Source organism: Ruegeria sp. AM7 (assembly GCF_056535965.1).
Genome location: NZ_JBQFJE010000003.1, coordinates 545,881 through 568,616, shown reverse-complemented (window position 1 = coordinate 568,616; position 22,736 = coordinate 545,881). Strand labels below are relative to the sequence as shown.

The 22,736-nt window shown below is 58.3% G+C and carries 22 protein-coding genes; 7 read left to right on the top strand and 15 right to left on the bottom strand.

Translation table 11 applies throughout. The annotated features are described in order from the left end of the window. Nucleotides 1–62 precede the first annotated feature (62 nt). From ACR3EG_RS06510 to pdeM, 6 genes are all read left to right on the top strand, one after another. The gene (locus ACR3EG_RS06510) at nt 63–602 is read left to right on the top strand and encodes a tetratricopeptide repeat protein (protein ID WP_209194053.1); all 540 of its coding nucleotides are present in this window, start codon (nt 63–65) and stop codon (nt 600–602) included. A 10-nt stretch (nt 603–612) separates the two neighbouring features. Then, nucleotides 613–1,464 carry a tetratricopeptide repeat protein gene (locus ACR3EG_RS06505; protein WP_480494309.1) on the top strand — a complete coding sequence of 284 codons (852 nt, stop codon included), beginning with the start codon at nt 613–615 and terminating at the stop codon, nt 1,462–1,464. A gap of 4 nt (nt 1,465–1,468) precedes the next feature. Next, entirely contained in the window at nt 1,469–2,014 is a 546-nt protein-coding gene (locus tag ACR3EG_RS06500; RefSeq protein ID WP_480494307.1) for a prepilin peptidase, read from the top strand. Between the two features lie 115 nt (nt 2,015–2,129). Then, the gene (locus ACR3EG_RS06495; protein ID WP_480494305.1) at nt 2,130–3,437 is read left to right on the top strand and encodes an ATPase; all 1,308 of its coding nucleotides are present in this window, start codon (nt 2,130–2,132) and stop codon (nt 3,435–3,437) included. Nucleotides 3,438–3,476: 39 nt separating this feature from the next. Then, nucleotides 3,477–5,900, top strand: coding sequence for a ligase-associated DNA damage response DEXH box helicase (locus tag ACR3EG_RS06490; protein WP_480494303.1), 2,424 nt, complete (start codon nt 3,477–3,479; stop codon nt 5,898–5,900). Nucleotides 5,901–5,918: 18 nt separating this feature from the next. Further along, nucleotides 5,919–6,581 carry a ligase-associated DNA damage response endonuclease PdeM gene (gene pdeM / locus ACR3EG_RS06485; protein WP_480494301.1) on the top strand — a complete coding sequence of 221 codons (663 nt, stop codon included), beginning with the start codon at nt 5,919–5,921 and terminating at the stop codon, nt 6,579–6,581. A 5-nt stretch (nt 6,582–6,586) separates the two neighbouring features. On the opposite strand, the gene ACR3EG_RS06480 is transcribed toward pdeM, so the two are convergent. From ACR3EG_RS06480 to ybgC, 14 genes are all read right to left on the bottom strand, one after another. Next, a complete protein-coding gene (locus tag ACR3EG_RS06480) occupies nt 6,587–7,333 on the bottom strand; it encodes a LytTR family DNA-binding domain-containing protein (RefSeq protein WP_480494299.1) in 747 nt (248 codons plus the stop codon). Between the two features lie 203 nt (nt 7,334–7,536). After that, on the bottom strand, nt 7,537–8,427 hold the full coding sequence (gene folD / locus ACR3EG_RS06475) for a bifunctional methylenetetrahydrofolate dehydrogenase/methenyltetrahydrofolate cyclohydrolase FolD (RefSeq protein ID WP_480494297.1): 891 nt from the start codon (nt 8,425–8,427) through the stop codon (nt 7,537–7,539). A 48-nt stretch (nt 8,428–8,475) separates the two neighbouring features. Continuing rightward, complete coding sequence (locus ACR3EG_RS06470) at nt 8,476–8,781, bottom strand: chorismate mutase (RefSeq protein WP_480494295.1); 306 nt, start codon at nt 8,779–8,781, stop codon at nt 8,476–8,478. 58 nt (nt 8,782–8,839) lie between these two features. Continuing rightward, a complete protein-coding gene (locus tag ACR3EG_RS06465) occupies nt 8,840–10,516 on the bottom strand; it encodes a formate--tetrahydrofolate ligase (RefSeq protein WP_480494293.1) in 1,677 nt (558 codons plus the stop codon). 186 nt (nt 10,517–10,702) lie between these two features. After that, entirely contained in the window at nt 10,703–11,278 is a 576-nt protein-coding gene (locus ACR3EG_RS06460; protein ID WP_480494291.1) for an MOSC domain-containing protein, read from the bottom strand. Nucleotides 11,279–11,372: 94 nt separating this feature from the next. Continuing rightward, on the bottom strand, nt 11,373–13,289 hold the full coding sequence (gene ftsH, locus ACR3EG_RS06455) for an ATP-dependent zinc metalloprotease FtsH (RefSeq protein WP_480494289.1): 1,917 nt from the start codon (nt 13,287–13,289) through the stop codon (nt 11,373–11,375). Between the two features lie 76 nt (nt 13,290–13,365). Further along, the gene (gene tilS / locus ACR3EG_RS06450; RefSeq protein ID WP_480501715.1) at nt 13,366–14,574 is read right to left on the bottom strand and encodes a tRNA lysidine(34) synthetase TilS; all 1,209 of its coding nucleotides are present in this window, start codon (nt 14,572–14,574) and stop codon (nt 13,366–13,368) included. A gap of 41 nt (nt 14,575–14,615) precedes the next feature. Next, the gene (ybgF, locus tag ACR3EG_RS06445) at nt 14,616–15,440 is read right to left on the bottom strand and encodes a tol-pal system protein YbgF (RefSeq protein WP_480494285.1); all 825 of its coding nucleotides are present in this window, start codon (nt 15,438–15,440) and stop codon (nt 14,616–14,618) included. A 4-nt stretch (nt 15,441–15,444) separates the two neighbouring features. After that, the gene (pal, locus tag ACR3EG_RS06440; protein WP_480494283.1) at nt 15,445–15,957 is read right to left on the bottom strand and encodes a peptidoglycan-associated lipoprotein Pal; all 513 of its coding nucleotides are present in this window, start codon (nt 15,955–15,957) and stop codon (nt 15,445–15,447) included. A gap of 87 nt (nt 15,958–16,044) precedes the next feature. Next, on the bottom strand, nt 16,045–17,364 hold the full coding sequence (tolB, locus tag ACR3EG_RS06435; protein WP_480494281.1) for a Tol-Pal system beta propeller repeat protein TolB: 1,320 nt from the start codon (nt 17,362–17,364) through the stop codon (nt 16,045–16,047). Then, nucleotides 17,361–18,467 (bottom strand): energy transducer TonB, encoded by a 1,107-nt coding sequence (locus ACR3EG_RS06430; RefSeq protein WP_480494279.1) that lies wholly within the window; start codon nt 18,465–18,467, stop codon nt 17,361–17,363. The genes tolB and ACR3EG_RS06430 overlap by 4 nt, the downstream gene beginning before the upstream one ends. Before the next feature lie 9 nt (nt 18,468–18,476). Next, a complete protein-coding gene (gene tolR / locus ACR3EG_RS06425; protein ID WP_170354914.1) occupies nt 18,477–18,953 on the bottom strand; it encodes a protein TolR in 477 nt (158 codons plus the stop codon). Between the two features lies 1 nt (nt 18,954). Continuing rightward, nucleotides 18,955–19,650, bottom strand: a complete 696-nt coding sequence (tolQ, locus tag ACR3EG_RS06420; protein WP_170354913.1) for a protein TolQ — start codon at nt 19,648–19,650, stop codon at nt 18,955–18,957. A 111-nt stretch (nt 19,651–19,761) separates the two neighbouring features. Next, nucleotides 19,762–20,169: a tol-pal system-associated acyl-CoA thioesterase gene (gene ybgC, locus ACR3EG_RS06415; protein ID WP_480494276.1), complete on the bottom strand. Its 408-nt coding sequence runs from the start codon at nt 20,167–20,169 to the stop codon at nt 19,762–19,764. 191 nt (nt 20,170–20,360) lie between these two features. Between ybgC and ACR3EG_RS06410 the strand changes: the two genes are divergently transcribed. Beyond that, nucleotides 20,361–22,055 (top strand): SulP family inorganic anion transporter, encoded by a 1,695-nt coding sequence (locus ACR3EG_RS06410; protein WP_480494274.1) that lies wholly within the window; start codon nt 20,361–20,363, stop codon nt 22,053–22,055. Nucleotides 22,056–22,063: 8 nt separating this feature from the next. On the opposite strand, the gene ACR3EG_RS06405 is transcribed toward ACR3EG_RS06410, so the two are convergent. After that, nucleotides 22,064–22,717, bottom strand: coding sequence for a hypothetical protein (locus ACR3EG_RS06405; RefSeq protein ID WP_480494272.1), 654 nt, complete (start codon nt 22,715–22,717; stop codon nt 22,064–22,066). Between the last annotated feature and the right edge of the window lie 19 nt (nt 22,718–22,736).

The window sequence follows — 22,736 nt, the reverse complement described above, 5'->3', positions numbered from 1 at the left end:
GCCTTATGAATTCAAAGTTCAGGTGTGTCCGGCCTAGGATTCGCCACGTGATCGGGGCCGCCATGGTATTTGCTATGGTGGCCTCTTGCACAGAAACCCTGCCTGGTGATTTGGATGCTCCGGGCATTGATCCACAAGGCCAAGGTCAGGATCCTTTGGTGGTCGGGAACCGACTGCTGCGGGCCGGCGAGTATGACTTGGCACTGGATTCCTTTGCCCGCGCCGCGCTGAACCAGGGCATGACCGCCGAAATCATGGCTGCCATGGGCACTGCCAACCTGGGATTACGCCAGTTGAAGCCCGCCGAAACTCTGCTGCGTCGCGCCGTTTCCGAGGAACCCGACTGGCCGGTTGCATGGAACAATCTGGGCGTCATTCTGATGGAGAAAGGCGAGTATCCAGAGGCGGCTCAGGTGTTTCGACGGGCTTTTGCGTTAGACAATGGCGAAAGTGACGCAATTCGGGACAATCTGCGCTTAGCACTCGCAAAAATGGAAAATTCTGATAATACTGAGATCGAAGAACAAGAATACACGCTGGAGCAACAAGGCGACGGGCAATTCAAGCTTCGCAAGCTCCGGGAAAACAGGCAAGAGCAGTAAGGGACGCAAAATGCGCCAACAATTCTTGATTCCGGCAGTGCTGACATGTGGGTTGATCCTATCTGCCTGCGCGAAAGAGACCGAAGAAGAAAAAGTCGAAAAGACGTTTCAGGAAGTGAACGTCATCGACGAAACCAACCTGAACGAAGTGTTGCTAACGGCTGCCGATCCAAACGAGGCCGTCACCTATTTTCAGGGTGCTGCAGCCAAAAATCCCGGTCGCATAGACCTGCAAAGAGGGCTGGCGATTTCACTGGCACGGGCAAAGCGCACCACCGAGGCAGCAGCCGCCTGGAAAAAAGTGACCACCATGAAGGGCTCGGCCAGTGTTGATCGGGTCGAATACGCCGACGCACTGGTTCGCGCAGGAAACTGGACCGAGGCGAAAAAAGTACTGGATTCCGTTCCGCCGACTTTCGAGACCTTCAAAAGGTATCGGTTGGAGGCTGTTGTCGCCGACTCAAACCAGGATTGGAAACGGGCGGATCAATTCTATGAAACGGCGATTGGCCTGACCACGCGGCCTGGCGGCGTGATGAACAACTGGGGCTATTCCAAACTGACACGCGGTCAATATGAAGAAGCCGAGCGCTTGTTCGCTGAAGCCATTCGACAGGACAAGTCTCTGTTCACAGCCAAAAATAACCTCGTTCTTGCGCGCGCGGCGCAGGGTAATTACAGCATGCCGGTCGTGCCGCTGACTCAGGTCGAACGGGCCATGCTGTTGAATACTATGGGCATTTCCGCAGTCAAACAGGGCGATGTAACAACCGCCAAGAACCTGTTCCGCGAAGCAATCGCAACGCATCCGCAGCATTTCGAAGAAGCCGTCCGCTCGTTGCGCGCGCTCGAGGAAGCCTAAATTGATGCAAATTCCGGCAGCCGCGGCAGGGTGGTTTTTGCCTTTCGTTCTGCCGATCTGCTTCTATGTCGCGTTCACCGATATGCGCGACATGTTGATCAAGAACCACGCGGTCATTGCCTTGGCCGGAGTATTTGTGTTTGTAGGTCTGATCGTCATTCCGCCATGGACGACCGATTGGTCCGAAGGCTGGATCGGCCCCTTTGCGGTAACGCTTCCGCCCTACCTTTGGCAGTTGCTGCACATTCTTGTCGCTTTAGTAATAGGCATTCTTGCCAACGCCGCCGGGGTCATGGGAGCGGGCGACGCCAAATTTATTGCGGCTGCTTCCGCGTTCGTTTGGGGCGGCGACTATGTGACGATGATGTTCATTCTAATGTCCACAACGCTCGCAGCGTTTGTAACGCACAGGCTGGCCAAAAACACTGCTTTGCGCGCTATCGCACCTAATTGGGAAAGTTGGTCCCGCGACAAACAGTTTCCCATGGGATTTGCACTTGGCGGCAGCCTCGCCATCTACCTGATCCTTGGGACTGTTTACGGCTCGTAAACTATCATTACTCCGCCTTGTCCCTGCCTTGGTGATGCCACAAAGCGGGACCAGATTTTTCGCAAGCGGCCCGAATGGGCCAATGGCGTGAATACTGGATGGATGAGCACCCCTCATGAATATGCAGACGACCTCGGTAATGGCCCCCCCTGCCCCCAAAGGCTTGGGCGAAATGCAATTGCCCATCGTGATGATGCGGGACATTTTGTTGAAAACCATTTTTCGCAAGAACGTTGATACGGTCTCGGAAGTGGCGGAAGCGATCTGCCTGCCGGGCTCGGTGACTCAAGAACTGATCGATATCTCGCGCGAACAGAAACTGATCGAGGCGACAGGTACTCTGAACGCCAACAGCGGTAACGAGATGGGCTATCAGCTGACAGATGCAGGTAAAGCCCGAGCATTGGACGCGCTCAGCCAGTCGGAATATTTCGGTGCCATGCCAGTTCCACTGGATGTCTACCGCGAACAGGTCAAACGCCAATCCATCCGAAACATTCAGGTCACCCGCGACCAGCTAACCGGGGCAATGGGGCATCTGGTTCTGCCCGACAGTCTTTTGGATCACCTTGGTCCCGCAGTTAGCGCAGGCCGTTCGATCCTGATGTATGGTCCTCCGGGCAACGGTAAGTCGTCCATCTCAAACGGTATTCGTGACGCGCTTGGCGACAATGTCTATGTCCCGCGCGCAATTGAGTATGCCGGTCAGGTGATCACTGTTTATGATCCGATCGTTCACACAGCCATCGAGCAAGAGGCCGACGACCCCAACAGCATTCGCCGCCGCAAACGGTTCGATTCACGCTATGTGCAATGCGAACGCCCGACCGTTGTGACCGGGGGTGAACTGTCGCTCAGCATGCTGGACTTGGTCTACAACCCCACTGCGCGCACCTATCAGGCCCCACTGCAGCTGAAATCGACCGGCGGCATCTTTATCGTGGACGACCTTGGGCGCCAGGCCGAACCCCCTCAGGCCCTGATCAACCGCTGGATCGTTCCGCTGGAAGAGAGCAAGGATATCCTTGGCCTACAATCGGGTGAAAAGTTCGAGGTTCCGTTCGATACGCTGGTCATCTTCTCGACCAACTTCCACCCGAATGAGATTTTCGACCAAGCGGCCCTGCGCCGGATTTTCTTCAAGATCAAGATCGACGGGCCGAACCAGGAAAACTTCCTGAAGATCTTTGCAATGGTGGCGCGCAAACGCGGGATGCCGCTTGATGAGGCCGCGCTGGTGCATCTGCTGAAGGTCAAATACCCGACCATCAACAATATCTATGCGAACTACCAGCCGATCTTCCTGATCGACCAGATGATCTCGATCTGTGAATTCGAGGGCATCCCCTATCAAATGAGCCCCGACCTGATCGACCGCGCCTGGGCCAACATGTTCGTGCGCGAAGAAAAGATCGTTCACTAGGCCACTGTCATTTCGATGCCGGGCAGGTAGTCTGCGCCCATGACGCAGATTCCCGCCCGGATCACCGACTGGTTCACCGCCAAAGGTTGGTCGATCCACCCTCATCAGCGACAAATGTTCGACCGGGCTGCCGATCCGGCGACGCTGCTGATTGCGCCGACGGGTGGGGGTAAGACCATGGCCGGATTTCTGCCGTCTCTGGCGCAGCTGGCCGAAGGCGCGCATAGCGGCCTGCACACGATTTATGTTTCGCCCCTAAAAGCGCTGGCCGCCGATATCCGCCGCAACCTGCGCGGCCCTGCTGACGAAATGGGCCTGCCCATCCGGATCGAGGATCGCACTGGCGACACCTCGGCCACGCAGAAAAAACGGCAGCGGGTGGACCCGCCGCATATCCTGCTGACGACGCCGGAAAGCCTGGCCCTGTTGACCTCGTATGAAGACGCGCCACGCATGTTTGCAGGGGTGCAGCGGGTGATCATTGACGAAATTCACGCGCTGGCCGAAAGCAAGCGTGGCGATCAGTTGGTGCTGGCGCTTGCGCGTTTGCAATCCTTGTGCCCTGATCTGCGCCGGGTGGGTCTGTCGGCCACGGTCGAAGACCCGCAGGCCATCGCGCGCTTTCTGGCACGCCATCCCGACCTCTGCCAGATCGTGCAGGCTGATCCCGGCCCCGACCCCGACATTCGGATGCTGGAAACGCAGGAGCTGCCCCCTTGGGCCGGGGGCGGTGCCGCCTATGCCATCCCTGCCGTTCTGGAGCAGATCAAACAGCACAAGACTACGCTTATTTTTCACAACACCCGTGCGCAAGCCGAGATATTCTTTCACAATCTCTGGCTGGCCAATGACGATGCGTTGCCCATCGGTATCCATCACGGCAGCCTTGACCGGCAACAACGCGAGCGGGTCGAGGCCGCCATGGTGCGCGGCGATCTGAGCGCCATCGTCTGCACCGGCAGCCTTGATCTGGGCATCGATTGGGGCGACGTGGACCTTGTGATCCAGATCGGCGCACCCAAGAACGTCAAACGGCTGGTCCAGCGGATCGGGCGGGCCAATCACCGATACAACGCGCCCTCCAAGGCCCTGCTGGTGCCGGCCAACCGGTTCGAGGTGGTAGAATGCGTCGCAGCGCTTGAGGCCGCCCGCGCGCATGATCTGGACGGAGAGCCGCGCGGCGCTGGCCCCCGTGACGTACTGTGTCAGCACATCCTGATCGCAGCAGCGGCGGGGCCGTTCGATGCGGATGCGCTCTATTCGGAAATGACCGCAGCCGGGCCTTTCGCCGACCTTACACGCGCGCAATTCGATGATTGTCTGGAGTTTTGCGCAACCGGCGGCTACGCCCTGCGCGCCTATGACCGCTGGCAGCGGCTGCAACAACGCCCTGACGGTCTATGGCAACTGCGTGACCCCCGTGCCGCGCAGCGTATCCGCATGAACCTTGGCACCATTCAGGACACCGATACGCTGAAAGTGCGCCTGAAACGCAGCCGGGGCGGCAAACCTCTGGGCGAGGTCGAAGAGGCCTTTGCCGCCTCGCTCACCCCCGGCGACACCTTCCTGATCGGCGGTCAGATCGTGCGCTATGAGGGGCTGCGCGAGATGACGGTCGAGGTCAGCCGCCGCGCAGACAAAAAGCCTAAGATCGCCACCTTCTCGGGCACCAAATTTGCCACCTCAACCCAGTTGAGCGATCGTATTCTGCGCATGTTCGCGCAACCCAATTGGCCGCAACTGCCCGCGCATACGGCCGAATGGCTGACGCTCCAGCGGCAGGTCTCGCGCCTGCCCCGCCGTGACAGGCTACTGATCGAGAGCTTTCCCGATAATGGGCGCGAACATCTGTGCGTCTACGGTTTTGCGGGTCGCAACGCGCAGCAAACACTGGGCTTGTTGCTAACGAAACGAATGGAAGAAACCGGCCTTGCCCCTTTGGGCTTTGTCGCGACCGACTACGCAACGTTGATTTGGGGGTTGGATGCCGTAACGGACCCCCGCCCACTGTTTCAACTAGAGGCACTGCGCAATGGGCTTGAAACTTGGTTGGCCGGGAACGCCGTTATGAAGCGGACCTTCCGGGCCTCGGCCACCATTGCCGGGCTAATCGAGCGCAACACAGGCGGACAACGCAAAAACGGTCGTCAGGCAACGTTTTCTTCAGATATTTTGTACGACACATTGCTGAAATACGACCCCGATCACCTGCTGATGCAAATTACCCGTGAAGAAGCCATGCGGGGTCTGGTCGACTTCGGACGGATCGAAGCCATGATAGCGCGTATCGGCGACCAAATTGACTTGAAACGGCTGAACCGGGTGTCGCCCCTTGCGGCACCGCTGTTTCTTGAGGTTGGAAAGGTTCCAGTCAAAGGATCAGCCGAAGAGCGCCTGCTGGCCGAAGAGAGCGCGCGTTTGCTGCAAGAGGCGGGCTTGGAATCACTTGCCTCGGGCGCGTAAACAAGCAAAGAACGTACCATGAACGAATTGTCGTTTTCCTTCGCCGGTCATGACCTGCGCGCACTTGGAACCGGGGCTTTGTGGTGGCCGGAAGAAAGCCTTCTATGCGTGTCGGATTTGCATCTGGGAAAGGCAGAACGCATCGCACGGCGAGGAGGCGCTTCACTACCGCCCTACGACACGCTGGACACGCTGGTACGGTTAGCAAACGATGTAGAATACACCAAAGCAACCACAGTGATTTGCCTTGGTGACAGCTTTGACGACCTAGATGCGGCCTCGGCTCTTGGAAATCGGGAAAAACTGCAAATCGCGGCGTTGCAAGCCGGTCGGTCCTGGATTTGGATCGAAGGCAACCATGACCCCGGCCCGGTCGAATTGGGTGGCACCCATCTGGCTGAGCACAAGCTGCGATCGCTTGTGTTCCGGCACATAGCCCTACCGGACGGTCAAGCAGAGGTTTCAGGTCACTACCATCCCAAGGCACGGTTCCGGCTGCGCGGACGAACAATCACGCGTGCTGCGTTTCTGGTCGACGAAATGCGCCTACTGTTGCCCGCGTATGGTACATACACCGGCGGTCTATATAGCTCTGACGAAGCGCTAAAAGGACTAATGAGCGACCGCGCCATGGCGATTCTAACGGGCCAATCCCCGCAGATGATCCCGATGCCTCGCTGAGGCGTTTAGATCACGCCGTCTTTTTCAAGTATGGGTTTGTACTTGCGACTGACTGGGACCAGTTCGCCATTTGTCAGGCGTAGAAACGTTTTTCCGTGACTCTTTTCAATCCCGGTCACAGCAGCGTCGACCACCCAGTGCGAGCGGTGGGTGCAATGCCCACGCTCGGGCTCCATCTCGGCAATGGCATCGGTAAACCTTGATCGGATGGTGAAAAGTCCCTCGGTGGTGACGACGTCAACGGAATGATCCCGGACCGCCAAACGCAGAACCTGCCCCGTGAACTCTTGCGGCAATCGTCTGTAAAGTCGTGGCGCAAAGCGGTTGATGTCATGATCCGTAGGAGACTGAACCGGAGCCCGCCGGATGATCAACAACCCGGTCGTAAACAAAGCTCCGTAAGATACCACTGACAGAACGTCTGGTGCCTGCTGCCCACCAGCCGAGAAGACAAGCAAGGTCATCAACCACAGCGAAGGAACGAACAGCGCAAAAGCAACAAACGTAAAAGCAAGATCCCACCCCGTGAAAGAGGTTTCAGCGAACCATTTCTTCAGCAGTTGTCGCGCCGCCCATGTCACCCCCAAAGCCAAGGCTGTGACCCCGGTCCAAAATATCAGGCGCAAGGAAAAGCTCAGATCCATATTCTGGAACGGTTGAAATGCAATGGCCATTAAGGGCAGGAAAATCGCACCGGCAACCACCCGGCGCATCGTAAACTCGGCAACCAATGAGCTTAGTTTATTCGGCATGACAGCTCAGATACTCTCTCCTGTTTCCAGTCGAGCATGACACTGAAACGTCTAACTCGCTGAGATCATAGGTTTATCATCGTTCTCGCCATATTCAAACCCTGCCAGATTAAGTTTCGTTGATTGTTCCGTGAAACAATCGGGCCGGTAAGTGTTTCCACTCCCGGCCCGTCGTATTCTTTGGTTTGCGCGGATCGTACGTGCTAGACGGTCAGCCCTTCAGGTTCCGGTAGGCTGTTTGCACGGCAGCAGGCGGTCAGGGTGTTGGCCAGCAGGCAGGCGATAGTCATCGGACCGACACCGCCCGGAACCGGGGTGATTGCCCCTGCGCGCTCGGCCGCGCTGGCATAGTCCACGTCACCGACCAGCTTGTTCTTGCCGTCACGCTCGATCCGGTTGATGCCTACGTCGATTACCGTTGCGCCTTCTTTGATCCAGTCGCCCGGCACCATTTCGGGGCGGCCAACGGCGGCGACGACGATGTCGGCCCGGCGCACAACGTCTGGCAAGTCCTTGGTGCGCGAATGCGCGATGGTCACGGTACAGCTGTCACCCAGCAGCAGCTGCGCCATCGGCTTGCCCACGATATTCGAACGGCCAATAACCACCGCGTCCATCCCCGACAGCGACCCGTGGTAGTCACGCAGCATCATCAGGCAGCCCAGCGGGGTGCAGGGCACCATCGACTTTTGACCGGTGCCTAGCAAACCCACGTTCGAGATATGGAAGCCGTCCACATCCTTGGCCGGGTCGATCGAGTTGATCACAAGGTCTTCATTCAGGTGCTTGGGCAGCGGCAGCTGGACCAGAATACCGTGTACGGCCGGGTCGTTGTTCAGCTTGTCGATCAGCGCCAGCAGATCTTCTTCCGAGGTCTCGACATCCAGCTTATGCTCGTACGAGTTCATGCCGACCTCGACGGTCTGTTTGCCTTTCGAGCGGACATAGACCTGGCTGGCCGGGTCTTCACCAACCAGAACTACGGCTAGACCGGGCGTGATGCCACTTTGCTCTTTCAGCTTCGCAACCTGATCCGCCACCTGCGCGCGCACTTTCGCCGCAAAAGCTTTACCGTCGATAACCTCGGCTACCATCCTGTCATCCCTTCTATCAAAAACGGATCAGGCGCCTGAAACACCCGATCAGTCGGTGCCGAGCACACGTTCCTCGCGTGCGATCGACCAATCAATCAATATGCGCCACAGCCGTTCGGCCAGGTCCGGGTCCATACCCAGATCGTCCGAACTTGCGCGCACGCGCTGCACCACTTCCTCGACACGGTCCGGGATGCGGGCGGGCAGCCCCTCGGCAGGTTTCAACTGCGAGGCGCGGTCGATATATCCCGCACGCATCACCAACATCTCGATCAGTTGGCGGTCCAGCTTGTCGATCTGAACCCGCAGTTCCTGCATTGAATGACAGTCCTGCGGAGGTGTCAGAGTGGGCATGTTCGTCTCCTCATGGCCCGGGGATACCCCCGGACCACGAGATGTCTTATTTGCGGGCTTAGAACAAGCCCTCGATCTCGCCTGCGTCGTTAAGGCAGATGCTTTCCGCGGCCGGTTTGCGCGGCAGGCCAGGCATGGTCATGATCTCGCCGCAGACAACCACGATGAAGCCGGCACCTGCGGACAGGCGGACCTCACGCACCGGGACTGAGTGGCCGGTGGGCGCACCGCGCAGGGTCGGATCGGTCGAGAACGAGTACTGGGTTTTCGCCATGCAGACCGGCAGGTTGCCATAGCCCGCGTCTTCCCACTCGCGCAGCTGGTTGCGGATCTTGTTGTCGGCCAGAACTTCATCGGCGCGGTAGATGCGCTTGGCGATGGTTTCAACCTTCTCGAACAGCGGCATGTCATCGGGGTAGATCGGCGCGAAGTTAGCAGTGCCACCTTCGACGATTTCCACGACTTTTTCGGCCAGCGGTGCCGAGCCTTCCGAGCCCAGTTCCCAGTGGCGTGACAGAACCGCTTCGACTCCGTGATCGGCGCAGTATTTCTTGACCGCATCAACTTCGGCATCGGTGTCGGTGACAAAGTGGTTAATCGCGACGACAACAGGTACACCGAAGGATTTCACGTTCTCAATGTGGCGACCCAGGTTGGCGCAGCCGGACTGAACCGCATCGACGTTTTCTGCGCCCAAGTCAGCCTTGGCGACGCCGCCGTTCATCTTCATCGCGCGTACGGTGGCAACCAGCACCACTGCAGACGGGGCTATTCCCGCCTTGCGGCACTTGATGTTCATGAACTTCTCGGCACCCAGGTCGGCCCCAAAACCTGCTTCGGTGACGACATAGTCAGCCACCTTCAGCGCGGTCTTGGTCGCGATGACCGAGTTACAGCCGTGCGCGATGTTCGCGAAGGGGCCGCCATGGACGAAGGCCGGGTTGTTTTCCAGTGTCTGCACCAGGTTCGGCTGCATCGCGTCTTTCAGCAGAACGGTCATTGCGCCTTCGGCTTTGATGTCGCGGCAATAGACCGGGGACTTGTCGCGGCGGTAGGCGACGATGATGTCACCCAGACGCTTTTCCAGGTCTTTCAGGTCGTTTGCCAGGCAGAGGATCGCCATAACTTCGGACGCAACGGTGATGTCAAAGCCTGCTTCACGCGGGAAGCCGTTCGACACGCCACCCAGCGAGGCAGTGATCTGACGCAGCGCGCGGTCGTTCATGTCGACCACACGACGCCATGCAACGCGACGAATGTCGATGTCGCACTCGTTACCCCAATAGATGTGGTTGTCGATCATCGCCGACAGCAGCGAGTGGGCCGAGGTGATGGCATGGAAGTCACCGGTGAAGTGCAGGTTCATCTCTTCCATCGGAACAACCTGTGCGTAACCGCCACCCGCAGCGCCGCCCTTCATGCCGAAGTTCGGGCCCAGCGAGGCTTCGCGGATACAGATCATCGCGTTCTTGCCAATGCGGTTCAGACCGTCGCCCAGGCCAACGGTGGTGGTGGTCTTGCCTTCACCCGCAGGGGTCGGGTTGATCGCGGTGACAAGGATCAGCTTGCCGTCTTCGCGGTCTTGAACCGAGTTGATGAAGTCCTGGCTGACCTTCGCCTTGTCGTGGCCATAGGGCAGCAGATCGGCGGATTCGATGCCGATCTTGGCACCGATTTCCTGAATCGGCTTCTTATTCGCTTCGCGGGCGATTTCGATGTCGGATTTATAGCTCATTGGGCAGGGTCCCTGATTGAATGCCGTGCAAAACCGACGCAGGGCGTCGGCGCTGGTCAACCCATACCGTCGTGTACCGTGGCGATAGATGTGGATTCCGACATAATCATGTCTTGAAACGGCGTAGCGTCACTTACAGGGTGGCGTCACGTAACTTTGATCGTTTCGCATCGGAAAGCCTGTGTCTTAAGGTGCCCAAGCGCGCTGATCGGGAACAAACAACGTCAGGGAATCACCCAAGCTCAGAACACCGGGGCGTTCGACCCAAGCCGTCACACCGCGCCGTCCCTGCGCGGCAGGCTTGAAAGCGGCACCGTGACCCGGCAGATCGGCTTCGACCTCGCGTCCCGGTATCACACAGGGTCGGTTCTCCATGTCGATCGTGATCGTTACTCCATCCGGGCCTTGCAGGCGCGATGACGGAGGCACATGGGTGAAATCAGGGATGCCCTTCAACAGGATACTGACCCCAAGATAGGACGGATTAAGCGTGTCCAACCCCATCTCGGCCGCAGTTTCCTGCATTTCCTCTTGGGACAACACCGAGAGCTGCCGTACATTTCGGATTTCCGTGCCCTTCGGATAGATGTTTGTCATGCGCACACAGGACGCGCGGTTTTCCCCCTCGTGTCGCTCTCCTGCGACCCCCGCGAACCCAAGAGACAATGAGGCCGCGGCCTCGGCCCTGATGGAGGCCCCAGCCGGCACCTGACCAAGCCAGACAACTTCGGCCGTGAATTCTGTTTTGCGTAAGACCGGCATCGTCTCTCTCTCCTTCGCTCTGTTCCAGCCGCCACTAGAATGCAGGCACACGGGAAAGAAAAGAAAAACCCGGGTCTTAGCCCGGGTTTTTGAACTATGCCGTCGGTTCCGGCTCCATCCCGCCATCGGGTGGGGATTTTTTGACCTTCGTCTTTGGGATAGCCGTCACGCTGGGTGCGCTGCCTTCGTCCGGCTTGTCACTTTCGTCATCATCTTCGGTTGGCTTGTCACCGTTCATGACGCGCTTGATCTCATCGCCGGTCAGGGTCTCATACTCCAGCAGACCTTGGGCCAGACGCTCCCATTCCTCGTTCTTGTCGGTCAGGATTTGGTGAGCGCGCTCATAACCCTGTTGGATCAGGCGCTTAACCTCTTCCTCGATCAGCTCTTTGGTATGAGCCGAGACCGAGAACCCGGCGGTGTTGCCCGAGTACCCCTCATGCGCTTCGGCATAGTCGATATTGCCGACCTTGTCCGACATGCCCCAGCGCATCACCATCGCGCGCGCCAGCTGGCTGGCCTGCATTATGTCCCCGGCGGGGCCGTTCGAGACATGATCCTCACCGTATTTGATGACCTCGGCGGCCTTACCGGCCATGGTCATGGCCAGCTTTTGTTCGCACTCATCGCGGTGATAATTCAGGCGATCCATTTCCGGCAGCGACACAACCATACCCAGCGCACCACCGCGCGGAATGATCGTCGCCTTATAGACCGGATCGCAGAGCGGCAGCTCCAGACCAACCACAGCGTGACCGGATTCGTGATAGGCCGTCTTTTCCTTCTGGTCCTGCGTCAGCACCATGCTGCGACGCTCGGCGCCCATCATCACCTTGTCCTTGGCGTTCTCGAAGTCTTCCATGGTGACAAAGCGGCGGCCCACACGCGCGGCCATCAACGCGGCCTCGTTCACGAGGTTCGCCAGATCAGCACCCGAAAAGCCCGGCGTCCCGCGCGCGATAATGCGCAGATCGACATCGGGGCCCAAGGGGGTCTTGCGCGCGTGAACGCCCAAGATCTTCTCCCGGCCTTTGATGTCCGGGTTGCCGACGGTCACGTTGCGGTCAAATCGGCCCGGACGCAGCAGCGCGGGGTCCAGCACATCCTTGCGGTTGGTGGCCGCCAGAATGATCACGCCCTCATTTGCCTCAAACCCGTCCATCTCGACCAGCAACTGGTTGAGCGTTTGTTCACGCTCGTCATTGCCGCCGCCGTAACCGGCACCACGATGGCGGCCCACGGCGTCAATCTCGTCGATAAACACGATACAAGGTGCGTTTTTCTTGGCCTGCTCGAACATGTCGCGCACACGGGACGCACCAACACCCACGAACATCTCAACGAAATCCGAACCCGAGATGGTGAAGAACGGCACACCCGCCTCACCCGCAATCGCGCGGGCCAGAAGGGTCTTACCGGTGCCCGGAGGGCCAACCAGCAGTGCGCCTTTGGGGATCTTGCCGCCCAGACGGCTGAACTTCTGCGGGTTGCGCAGGAATTCAACGATCTCTTCCAGCTCTTCCTTGGCCTCGTCGATACCGGCCACGTCGTCAAAGGTCACGCGGCCATGCTTTTCGGTCAGCATCTTGGCCTTGGACTTGCCAAAGCCCATCGCGCCGCCTTTGCCGCCGCCTTGCATCCGGTTCATGAAATAGACCCAGACGCCGATCAACAGCAGGAACGGCAGCAGAGTGATCAGGAAGGACTGGAAACCAGACTGCTGCTGTTTGACCGCCTGCATAGGGATGTTTTCATCAATCAGCAGTTTTGTGACTTCGGCGTCAGCTGGCTTGATGGTCACATAATTTGCGCCGCTTTGCGTGGTATAGCGAATCTGTTCACCATCCAGCGTAACGTTTTTGACTTCACCGCTCTGCGCGGCGGCCACGAAATCGGAATAGGTTCTTTCATTGCTCTGAAGCGTTCCACCCGGTCCGCTGAACAAATTGAACAGTGCAAGGATCAGCAAAAACAGAACGACCCAGAAGGCGATGTTACGAGCGTTGCCCAAGGAAAATCTCCCAAAAGATTTCGGCGGATGCGTGTCCGCCGGGTTGCTTCTTAAAATAGAGAGGATTCAAGCAGGTTCAATGCGATAAAAACGAAGAGTGAAAGTCGGGCCATTTCGACACTATTTCTGCGCGCCATCCGTTGCCAAAACCGGCCAATGGGGCCGAAATTAACACATCTTTGTGCCAAATCGCGGGCGAGGCGACTAAAGCCGCACGTGGTTTTCCAAGATCACGCCAACCTGAAACCTGCGCGATACCCTCTTCACCAAGTGGTTTTACTTGCAAATCGCTTCCGGAGGGGCCGGACAGAATCCAGCGTTTATCCCAAGTCTGGTCCGGATCGCATGTTTCATCCGAAATCGCGTTTAGCTCTCGACAAATCCATGTTTTCTGCGCTTTTGTAACAAGTTCACAGCCCCCTAATGTTGCCCCGTTTCCCTGTTTGATCACATGAAGGGCAAAATTTACCGCTGATTGGCGCGGCGGGTAGTCACCGCCCGCAATCCATCGGATGCAGCCAACCAACAAACGACGCTGAATCTCTTGGGGCAGAGCATCAAAGCCCTCGCGATCCAAACAGACATCACCGGACACCGGAACCAACACCTTGGCAGCGGATTCCTGCGTAAAGTGATCCAAGGCATCACGGGCTTGTGCAAGATTATCAGAAACCCGTGCCAGAGACTCAACCGTTATGCCGATTTCACCAAGTCCGACCAACCCATCACGGGCTTTGACACGATCAAACCGGCGATCCTGATTCGAAGGGTCTTCGACCCACTCGACACCGATCTCGGTCAGGTATTCCCGCAGGGTTTGTCGGGTGATCTTCAGCATCGGACGCAACAGGACGAACCCGTCACGATCGCGAACAGTCGACATACCAGACAGACCGGTCACACCTGCCGCGCGACCCAAACGCATCAGAAAGGTCTCGGCCTGATCATCCGCAGTATGACCCAAAGCAACCGCACCGATCTGGTTTCGCCGCGCCCAGTCCGCCAGCAAATCGTACCGTGCGCGACGCGCCTGATCCTGAAGGTTTCCCGAGTTTTTCCAACCGTGCCACTCCAGAATGTCATGCGACAAACCCATAGACTGTGCGTGGTTCGAAACCCACAGCGCCTCGGTCGCCGCTTCCGCGCGCAGATGATGGTTTACCGTCGCCGCACGCAGTTCAATACCTTCGTCATGAGCGAGATCATTCATCAGATGCAACAAGGCGACCGAGTCGCCTCCGCCCGATACGGCAACACCTAATCGAGAAGGTAACCGGTCAGGCAACCCTGCACGAATCTCGGATCGTAACCTGTCGGCAAGTGCGCTCAAGGACAGCCCAGCGAGGTCATTTCCTGCGTTGCGCTAGTCGCTGCAGGAGAGGCGGGAAACCGCACGCCAACTTCCCCAAGCGTAATGCACGCCTGATCCTGCTGCCCAAGACGCCCAAGTGCCGAGCCCAACTCAAATAACGCTTCGGGTGCAAATGCGCCCTCGGAGTCGCCGGTAAAGCTGGCCAGGAAAGCACGCGCAGCTTCACGCGTGTCGCCCAGGCCCTCAAGCGCGTGCCCGCGCTTCAGATTGGCTTCAGGCGCCAGCGGGCTGCCCGGGTAAGAGACGTCAAAATTGGCAAACTGGTCGGCCGCTGCTTGGAAATTACCTTCAGCCAATGCTTGCGCCGCAGCATCAAAATCCGCCCGTTCGCCAATTGCCAGCTCTCCCTGATCAATCGTGGCCGGTGCGCTGGGCGAGGTCGGGGCCGCGGCAGCAATCTCGGTTTCACCACCCAAGGTCGAGGTCTCTCCTAGCGCGCTCAGGTCACCACCTTCCAGTTCGACCAGACGGAACTCCAGATCGCCGATGCGGTTGGTGCCGTCGGTAACGATATTCTGCACCCGCTGGTTCAACTGCTCGGTCTGGCGGGTCAGACGCTGAAGCTCAGCCTCAATCGCTCCAACACGTTCAAGAATCGAACTGCCGGACAGGTTCGGTGCCGGAGTGCCCGTTGTCGAAAACTCGCGCTTCAGACGCTGGATTTCCACATGCAGCACAGTCAGTTCCTGCCGGATATCCGCCAGAGTCTGCTGATCTTGCGCTTGCGCCATGCTGGCAGTGGTCAGAACCGCCGCCAGAACCCATCCTGCAACTTTCATCGCCTTACCCCAGTGTTGACCCGGTAAGCACCGTCACCGCACGGCGGTTCTTGGAATAGCATTCCTCGGTGCTGCAAATCTCGATCGGGCGTTCCTTGCCATAGCTGACAGTGGTCAAACGGTTGCCCGCCACCCCGCGCGAGATCAGGTATTCGCGAGCTTCATTGGCCCGACGTGCGCCCAGTGCAAGGTTGTATTCGCGGGTACCCTGTTCGTCTGCGTGGCCCTCGATGGTTGCCACGAAATCCGGGTTAGCCAGAAGCCAGTCCGCCTGACCTTGCAGGACGGTCTGCGCCTGCGGCGACAGGTTCGAATCATTGACCGAAAACAGCACACGGTCGCCGACGGTCTGCTGGAAATAAGCCGGTGAGCGCGGATCGCTGGGTGACCCAGCCGCCAATCCACCACCATTCGCGCCATTGCCAAAGCCCCCGCCCAAATCGGATGGATCGTTGCTAGTACAGGCAGCCAGAATGCCAAGTGCGCCCACTGCTACCACTTTGCCCAATACGTTCATTTCAAGTGCCTCGTTGTTTTATCTGTTTATTGCCGCCTGTGTATCACAGCGCGGGTTTCTTGTGAACTTTTCCGACCGCCCCCGCGATCAATTCTGCAAAGGCCCCCAGGACGGATCGCTGCCGCCGTCCGGCGTGCGCACCGGGCGCAGGTTCCGGCCCGAAATATCCACCGAATACAAAGTCGCCCGACCGCTTGCACCTTGGGTTTCTCGGGTGAACATGATCACCCGACCATTTGGCGACCAGGTTGGCCCTTCATCCAGGAAGGACGAGGTCAACAGGCGTTCCTCATCCCCGTTCGTCCGCATCACGCCGATATGGAACCGGCCTTTGTTCTGCTTGGTGAACGCGATCAGATCGCCGCGCGGAGACCAGACCGGCGTGCCATAGCGGCCTGCACCAAAGCTGATCCGCGTCGCCTCTCCGCCATTTGCGGGCATGATATACAGTTGCGGCGTGCCCGACCGGTCGCTTTCGAATACAATCTGCGATCCATCCGGCGAATAGCTGGGCGCGGTTTCGATCGCAGGTGTGTTGGTCAGACGAGTGCTTTGCCCCGAGGCCAGATCCATTTTCCAAAGATCCGTATTGCCGCCCTGTATCAGCGAATAGACAATCGAGCGCCCATCCGGCGAAAAGCGGGGCGAAAAGCTCATGGTGCCGCCGGGCGTGTTCAACTCGCTGCGTCGCACGCGGTCGACATCCAGCACATAAATGCGGGGCTGGCCCGTCTCATAGCTGGTATAGAGCAACCGATCCCCCGTCGGAGAAAAGCGCGGGGCCAGCACGATGGCGGCACTGTCGGTCAGGTACTGCACGTTTGCACCATCGTAGTCCATAATCGCCAGACGTTTCAGGCGTTGATCCTTGGGACCGCTTTCCGACACGAAGGCCACGCGGCTGTCAAAGTAACCGCCCTCGCCCGTCACGCGGCTATAGACCTGATCAGCAACCTTATGCGCCATGCGACGCCATCCATCCGTGGTGCCTGCGAATTGCAACCCGTTGCCAAGCTCCTGCCCGGAAAACACATCCCATACCCGGAAGCGGACCGTTAGCCGGTTGCCCGAGACATTCACTGCCCCAGTCACAAGCGCCTCGGCATTGATCGCCTTCCAGTCGGCAAATTGCAGCGGAGCTTCAAAGCTGCTGACCCGGCTGATAAACGCTTCAGACGAGATTTCGCGAAACAGCCCGGTGCCGGTGAGATCCGCTGCGACAACCCGCGTGATATCCTGCGCGTATTGAGCCGCAGCGGGACCGTCGGGCACGAAACTGGGCACTGCGAAGGGCAAGGGCTCAATGATCCCCTGATCCAGTTCCAAGCGCAGCGGTCCGTTCTGGGCATAAACCGGCGCTGTCAAAAGCATCAGGCCAAGCAACAGGCTGGTCAGAAATCTCATCATTTGATCCGCATCCTCTCGGGATTGAATGTAATCTCAATATCCTGCCAATGTTCATACTTGTCAGCAGGCAGGTCATATCCTCTGGCTCCACAGCGCAAGATTGCACGCCGGGCGGCTTCGTAGGCCTGTCTTGAAGCGCCGGAAGATCCGCCGGAACTCTCGATCAGGCGCAAGCTGCCGCCCACCACATTGCCATCCGGCGTGAGTGAAAACCCTACGACGACCACAGTCTGCAACGCGTCGGTCGATAGCGACCCTACATTCCAACACTTGGACACTGCCAAACGCATCGCATCTTTCTCACCGCTGGTCAGTGGCGGGCCCGAGGGTTCGTTGCCCTGCCCCAACGCTTCAGCCAACGCATCCTCGATGGCGCTTTCATCCGCAGGCTGAGGTGCAGGCGTCTCGGGCTCGGCTTCAGGCGCTTCCGCCACCTCGGGCTGCGCCGGAGGGGTTGGACGGTTTGGTCGAACCTGCGGACGCGGAGAACTGCGCGGGGCGTATTCCTTGGCTTCCTCGGCCTCGGTCACGATTTCATCTGTCGCCTCTTTGGGGGCGGTTTGATCCTGCTGTTCCTGTTGAACCTCGGCGCCTTCATCCAAAGACACAGCGGGTGTTTCGATATCATCCGGTGCGGCCTCGGGCGGAGGCGGCGCGACGGGCTCGGGCGCAACCCTGTCCGCAGGGCGCGGCTGTGCTTCGGGCCCCGGCGGTACTGGCAAGGCAACTACGTCCGGCTCGGGAGGCTCAAGCGTCGGGGGTTGTTCTATCACAACTGGTTCAGGAGGGGGCTCAACCGCTTCGGGAACCGTATCAGGCTCCGGCTCAGCCGGTTCCGATACCTCTGGCACCGGCTGCTCTTCTTCGACCTGTGCGGGGGGCGTTGCATCTTCGACCGGAGCTTCGGGTTGCTGCAAAGCGGCTGGGGTGGCCACTTCGGGCGCGTCCCGTTGGGCGGTCATTGCCGCAAATTGCTCAGCCGAAATCACAGAGACATCCTGTACGGCCATAGGCAAGGGTTCGGACCGGAACGTGCCGCCGAACAAGGCCCATCCGATCAGACTGACATGGGCAATAGCCGAGATCTTGGTGCCGGTATCCACCGTGCCGCCTCACTCTCCACCTTCGTCAAGCGTCGGACCGCCGGTGTCAGTCACAAGCCCGACATTGGAAAACCCGCCCGCATTCAACGCACCCATTACCTGCATCACCTGCGCATAAGGGATCGAGCCATCCGCCCGCAAGAACACGCGGTCACTGCTGCGCTCGGACGCGATGGCGCGCAGTCTTCCGATGAGTTCGTCACGCTGAATGTCAGTGGTTTGGATCTGCACTTGCCCATCAGCGGTCAGCGTCACGGTCAAGGGTTCCTCGTTGTCACCGGGCAATGCGCTTGCCGCCGTCTTGGGCAGATCCACCGGCACCCCAACCGTCAACAAAGGTGCGGCCACCATGAAGATGATCAGCAGCACCAGCATTACGTCCACAAACGGGGTCACGTTAATCTCGGCCATGGGCTGCGCACGACCGCGACGCCGTCCGCGTCTGCGCCCATTCCCGCCCGAGCTTTGCTGAACCGCCGCACCCATCTTAGCTGTCCAACTGGCGCGACAGTATGGTGGCGAACTCGTCGGCAAACGCCTCGTAGCCCCCCACGATCCGATCGCTATCCGCGCTGAGTTTGTTGTAGAAAATCACCGCCGGGATCGCGGCTAACAGGCCCAGGCCGGTCGCCAGCAAAGCCTCGGCGATACCGGGGGCCACAACCGCCAGATTGGTGTTTTGTTGTTCGGCAATCTCGATAAAGGCGTTCATGATGCCCCAAACAGTTCCAAACAGGCCGATAAAGGGTGCGGTCGAACCTACCGTTGCCAAGACAGGCAAGCCTTTTTGCAGCGTCTCGGCCTCTTTCGCGATGGCCACATCCATAGAACGGTCGATCCGGGCCGTTGCCCCGGCGATTAGCCCGCCATCTGTGCGGTGTGAGCGACGCCACTCGATCATACCCGAGGCGAAAATCTTTTCCGAACTGCCGTCAGGCTGTGTGCCGATCTGTTCGAACAACTCATCCAGGGGGTTTCCGGACCAGAACGCCTCATCAAACACCTGCGCCTCGCGCCGGGCGGCCCGATAGTTGATGATTTTCTGAATGATAATACCCCAAGACCAAACCGACGCACCGATCAGCATCAGCATCACCAATTTTACGATAAAGGTCGCGCGGGCATACAGCCCCCACATGGAGAAGTCGATCTCCTGCGCCAGCGCCAGCGTTTCAGCTTCCATGAACCTGCTCTTTAGTTTTTGCCTGACGGCCGTTTCTTTGGCCTTGTTTTGATGAACGCTAACGCAGTTGGGTGTGAAAAGCCAACAGAACCACCCGGGCGGCCGAAATTGTTACATCAATGCGCGAATCTCTGCCGGAAGACGCACCGGTTTGCCCTGTGCATTCATGCAAACTGCTGTGACCGAGGCAGTGAATACGTCGGTTTCCCCTCGCGTCACGCGCTGTGCCATCGTTAATCTGGCACCCGAAAGCGCCGTGATCCAGGTTTCGATCTGCAGCTCATCATCGAATTTAGCTGCGGCCAAGTATTCAGCTTCGATTTTACGCACGACCCAGACAATACCAGCATCCCGCATCGCGTTCTGGTCGTTACCAATATTGCGAACATAGTCTGACCGGGCACGTTCGATGTATTTCAGATAGTTCGCGTGGTAGACCACGCCGCCCATGTCGGTGTCTTCATAATAAACCCGGATCGGGAAAATGTGCTTGTTCAACGCGTCTGAATCTTGGGTCATGATCTGAATTCCGGCCACATAAGGACTTCTGAGCAAACGGGGCATCCCCTATTCCAAACAGATGCATGTCCGCCGTGCCACCTGCAATCCCCAAGACCTGTTAATTTTCGTGATCAGGTACAGACGCTCGTATTCAAACGCTCCTCCCGATACACTTTCACTCAAGAAACCGGCATCGCATAGGGGGCAACGTGGCAGGTAAAGGCCAAGAAAACAGGGCGCTACCGATTTTTCAGGGCATTCTGCCGCTGAACCTGCCCAGACTGCCGGCCGAGGTTCTGGCCGGGCTGACTTTTGCCTGCCTCGCGATCCCTGAGGTGATGGGATACACCAAAATCGCAGGCACTCCAGTCGTGACTGGCCTGTACACTATCCTCATACCGATGGCGCTGTTCGCAATCTTCGGATCTTCGCGGCATTTGGTCGTGGGCGCAGATTCGGCGACGGCGGCAATTACGGCTTCGGCGCTGGCGGGCATGGCGGTTTCGGGATCCAACGAATATCTGGCCCTTGCCTCCCTCCTGGCGTTGATGGCCGGGGTATTGCTGATAGTTGCCCGAGTTATCGGCTTAGGTTTTCTTGCGGATTTCTTGTCCAGAACGGTGCTTGTTGGGTTCCTTACCGGCATCGGTATCCAGGTCGCATGCGGTGAACTCCCCGGCTTATTTGGGATCGAGACTTCCGGACATGGCACAATCGCAAAGCTGGCAGATACCGTGCAACAGATTGATCAGATCAGTTCCGGTACGCTACTGGTATCCGCTGCCGTTTTAGTCATCGTCATCGGCTGCAAACGCTTGTCGAACAAAATTCCTGGGCCTTTGATCGCCATTATCGGCGTCATCCTGTGCAGTTGGGCGTTCCAACTCGGCGCGTCAGGAATTGCAGTGCTTGGCCCTGTCCCCAGCGGTATGCCCTCCCTGTCTTTTCCAAACGTCGACTGGAACTGGAACCTGTTCAAACAATTGCTGCCGACGGCCATTTCGATCTTTGTTGTCATCCTGGCACAAAGCGCAGCAACCTCGCGCGCCTACGCTGCCCGGTATGATGAGCGTTTCAACGAAAACACTGATTTGATCGGGTTGAGTCTGGCCAATATTGGCGCTGCGTTCAGCGGGACTTTTGTGGTTAACGGTAGCCCCACAAAAACCGAAATGGTCGCCAGCGCGGGTGGACGTAGTCAGATTGCACAGCTGACCACCGTGCTGATCGTGCTTATTGTCATTCTGTTCCTGACCGGTCCACTGGCGTATCTGCCTAACGCCGCCCTGTCTGCCATCGTGTTTCTGATCGGACTTAAACTGATCGACGTAAAGGGTCTGATTGCGATCTATCGCCAGGCACGGTCCGAATTCTGGATCGCAGTGGCAACCGCTGCAGTTGTGGTGCTGGTTGGAGTCGAACAAGGGATCATTCTGGCGATGGCCCTATCCCTGATCGACCATACGCGACGCGGCTATCACCCCAGAAACACCGTGATCGTGCGCAATGAAACAGGCGAAGGCTGGCGCGCCAAATCCATCGAGCGCCCCAACCAGTTTGACCCCGGACTGGTGATCTATCGTTTTTCCCACAGCCTGTATTATGCCAACACGCAACGGCTTGCAGATGAGATTCGGGCGATCACGTCGGACCCACAAAACGATATACGCTGGTTCTGCCTTGAAGCATCGGCCGTAGATGACGTGGACTTCTCTGCCGGTTTCACGTTGCGCGACATGTACCGGATACTGGACGCACAGGGCATTCGGTTGGTGTTCTTGCTTATCTCACCAAAGGTGCGCGCGGAACTGGACAGGTACGGCGTCACCGATCTGGTGGGAAAGGAAGCCTTTTACACCGACGAGGCTGCGTTGCTGTCAACGTTCCACAGCAAAAACCCCTGAGGTTCGACCTAGTGGCTTGCTTGCAGACGCGCGAACAATCGTAAAGCATGTGCGGAATCCTGCGTTGCCCCTGGCAACACGGGGTCGTAAGCGGCCCGGATCAACGCGGCGACATCGGGGCGCAACACTGTTGTTTCACCTGCCACAGCCAACGGTGATTGCGCCCGAAAAGCGGTGTCAGACCAAAGAAGTATTGTCTGCACCACCTGGCTAAGCGCCAGGGTTTCGGCCGGAACTTTCGACAGCTCATTGTCCATGCGCAGAAAGACAAACGCCGCCCGAATTGCACCATCCTCTTCGAACCGGAAAACGCGGTATTGATTAGCATCTTCCTCGACCAGTCGATCCACCAAAGGGGCAAGGTCGGGGATGAGGCGGTCCAGATCGGGAACCTCCAGCAACTCCTTCCAGTCGCGGAAAAAGAAGACCATGCAGTTTGCGCCCAACTCGGGGTCGGTTTCGGCCATCTTGTGCCCGGCCAGGGTTACAACCGCCTCAAACGCGCCTTTGACGGTGGCGAGCGTATCGTCCTGCACCCCAAAAACGATCGGAACTATTGGGCGCCCCCAGCGTGCGAACAGGAACTCTCCGCTTTCGCGGGTGAACAGTGTTTGTATGTCTTCAGGGGTCACACGCAATCCTCGACACTGGGTGGCTGCCATGGCGCACCCATAAAAGTTC

Coding starts and splice junctions, on each gene's coding strand:
- ACR3EG_RS06510 (WP_209194053.1), top strand. CDS start 63: ATGGTATTTGCTATGGTGGCCTCTTGCACAGAAACCCTGCCTGGTGAT.
- ACR3EG_RS06505 (WP_480494309.1), top strand. CDS start 613: ATGCGCCAACAATTCTTGATTCCGGCAGTGCTGACATGTGGGTTGATC.
- ACR3EG_RS06500 (WP_480494307.1), top strand. CDS start 1,469: ATGCAAATTCCGGCAGCCGCGGCAGGGTGGTTTTTGCCTTTCGTTCTG.
- ACR3EG_RS06495 (WP_480494305.1), top strand. CDS start 2,130: ATGAATATGCAGACGACCTCGGTAATGGCCCCCCCTGCCCCCAAAGGC.
- ACR3EG_RS06490 (WP_480494303.1), top strand. CDS start 3,477: ATGACGCAGATTCCCGCCCGGATCACCGACTGGTTCACCGCCAAAGGT.
- pdeM (WP_480494301.1), top strand. CDS start 5,919: ATGAACGAATTGTCGTTTTCCTTCGCCGGTCATGACCTGCGCGCACTT.
- ACR3EG_RS06480 (WP_480494299.1), bottom strand. CDS start 7,333: ATGCCGAATAAACTAAGCTCATTGGTTGCCGAGTTTACGATGCGCCGG.
- folD (WP_480494297.1), bottom strand. CDS start 8,427: ATGGTAGCCGAGGTTATCGACGGTAAAGCTTTTGCGGCGAAAGTGCGC.
- ACR3EG_RS06470 (WP_480494295.1), bottom strand. CDS start 8,781: ATGCCCACTCTGACACCTCCGCAGGACTGTCATTCAATGCAGGAACTG.
- ACR3EG_RS06465 (WP_480494293.1), bottom strand. CDS start 10,516: ATGAGCTATAAATCCGACATCGAAATCGCCCGCGAAGCGAATAAGAAG.
- ACR3EG_RS06460 (WP_480494291.1), bottom strand. CDS start 11,278: ATGCCGGTCTTACGCAAAACAGAATTCACGGCCGAAGTTGTCTGGCTT.
- ybgF (WP_480494285.1), bottom strand. CDS start 15,440: ATGAAAGTTGCAGGATGGGTTCTGGCGGCGGTTCTGACCACTGCCAGC.
- pal (WP_480494283.1), bottom strand. CDS start 15,957: ATGAACGTATTGGGCAAAGTGGTAGCAGTGGGCGCACTTGGCATTCTG.
- tolB (WP_480494281.1), bottom strand. CDS start 17,364: ATGATGAGATTTCTGACCAGCCTGTTGCTTGGCCTGATGCTTTTGACA.
- tolR (WP_170354914.1), bottom strand. CDS start 18,953: ATGGGTGCGGCGGTTCAGCAAAGCTCGGGCGGGAATGGGCGCAGACGC.
- tolQ (WP_170354913.1), bottom strand. CDS start 19,650: ATGGAAGCTGAAACGCTGGCGCTGGCGCAGGAGATCGACTTCTCCATG.
- ybgC (WP_480494276.1), bottom strand. CDS start 20,169: ATGACCCAAGATTCAGACGCGTTGAACAAGCACATTTTCCCGATCCGG.
- ACR3EG_RS06405 (WP_480494272.1), bottom strand. CDS start 22,717: ATGGCAGCCACCCAGTGTCGAGGATTGCGTGTGACCCCTGAAGACATA.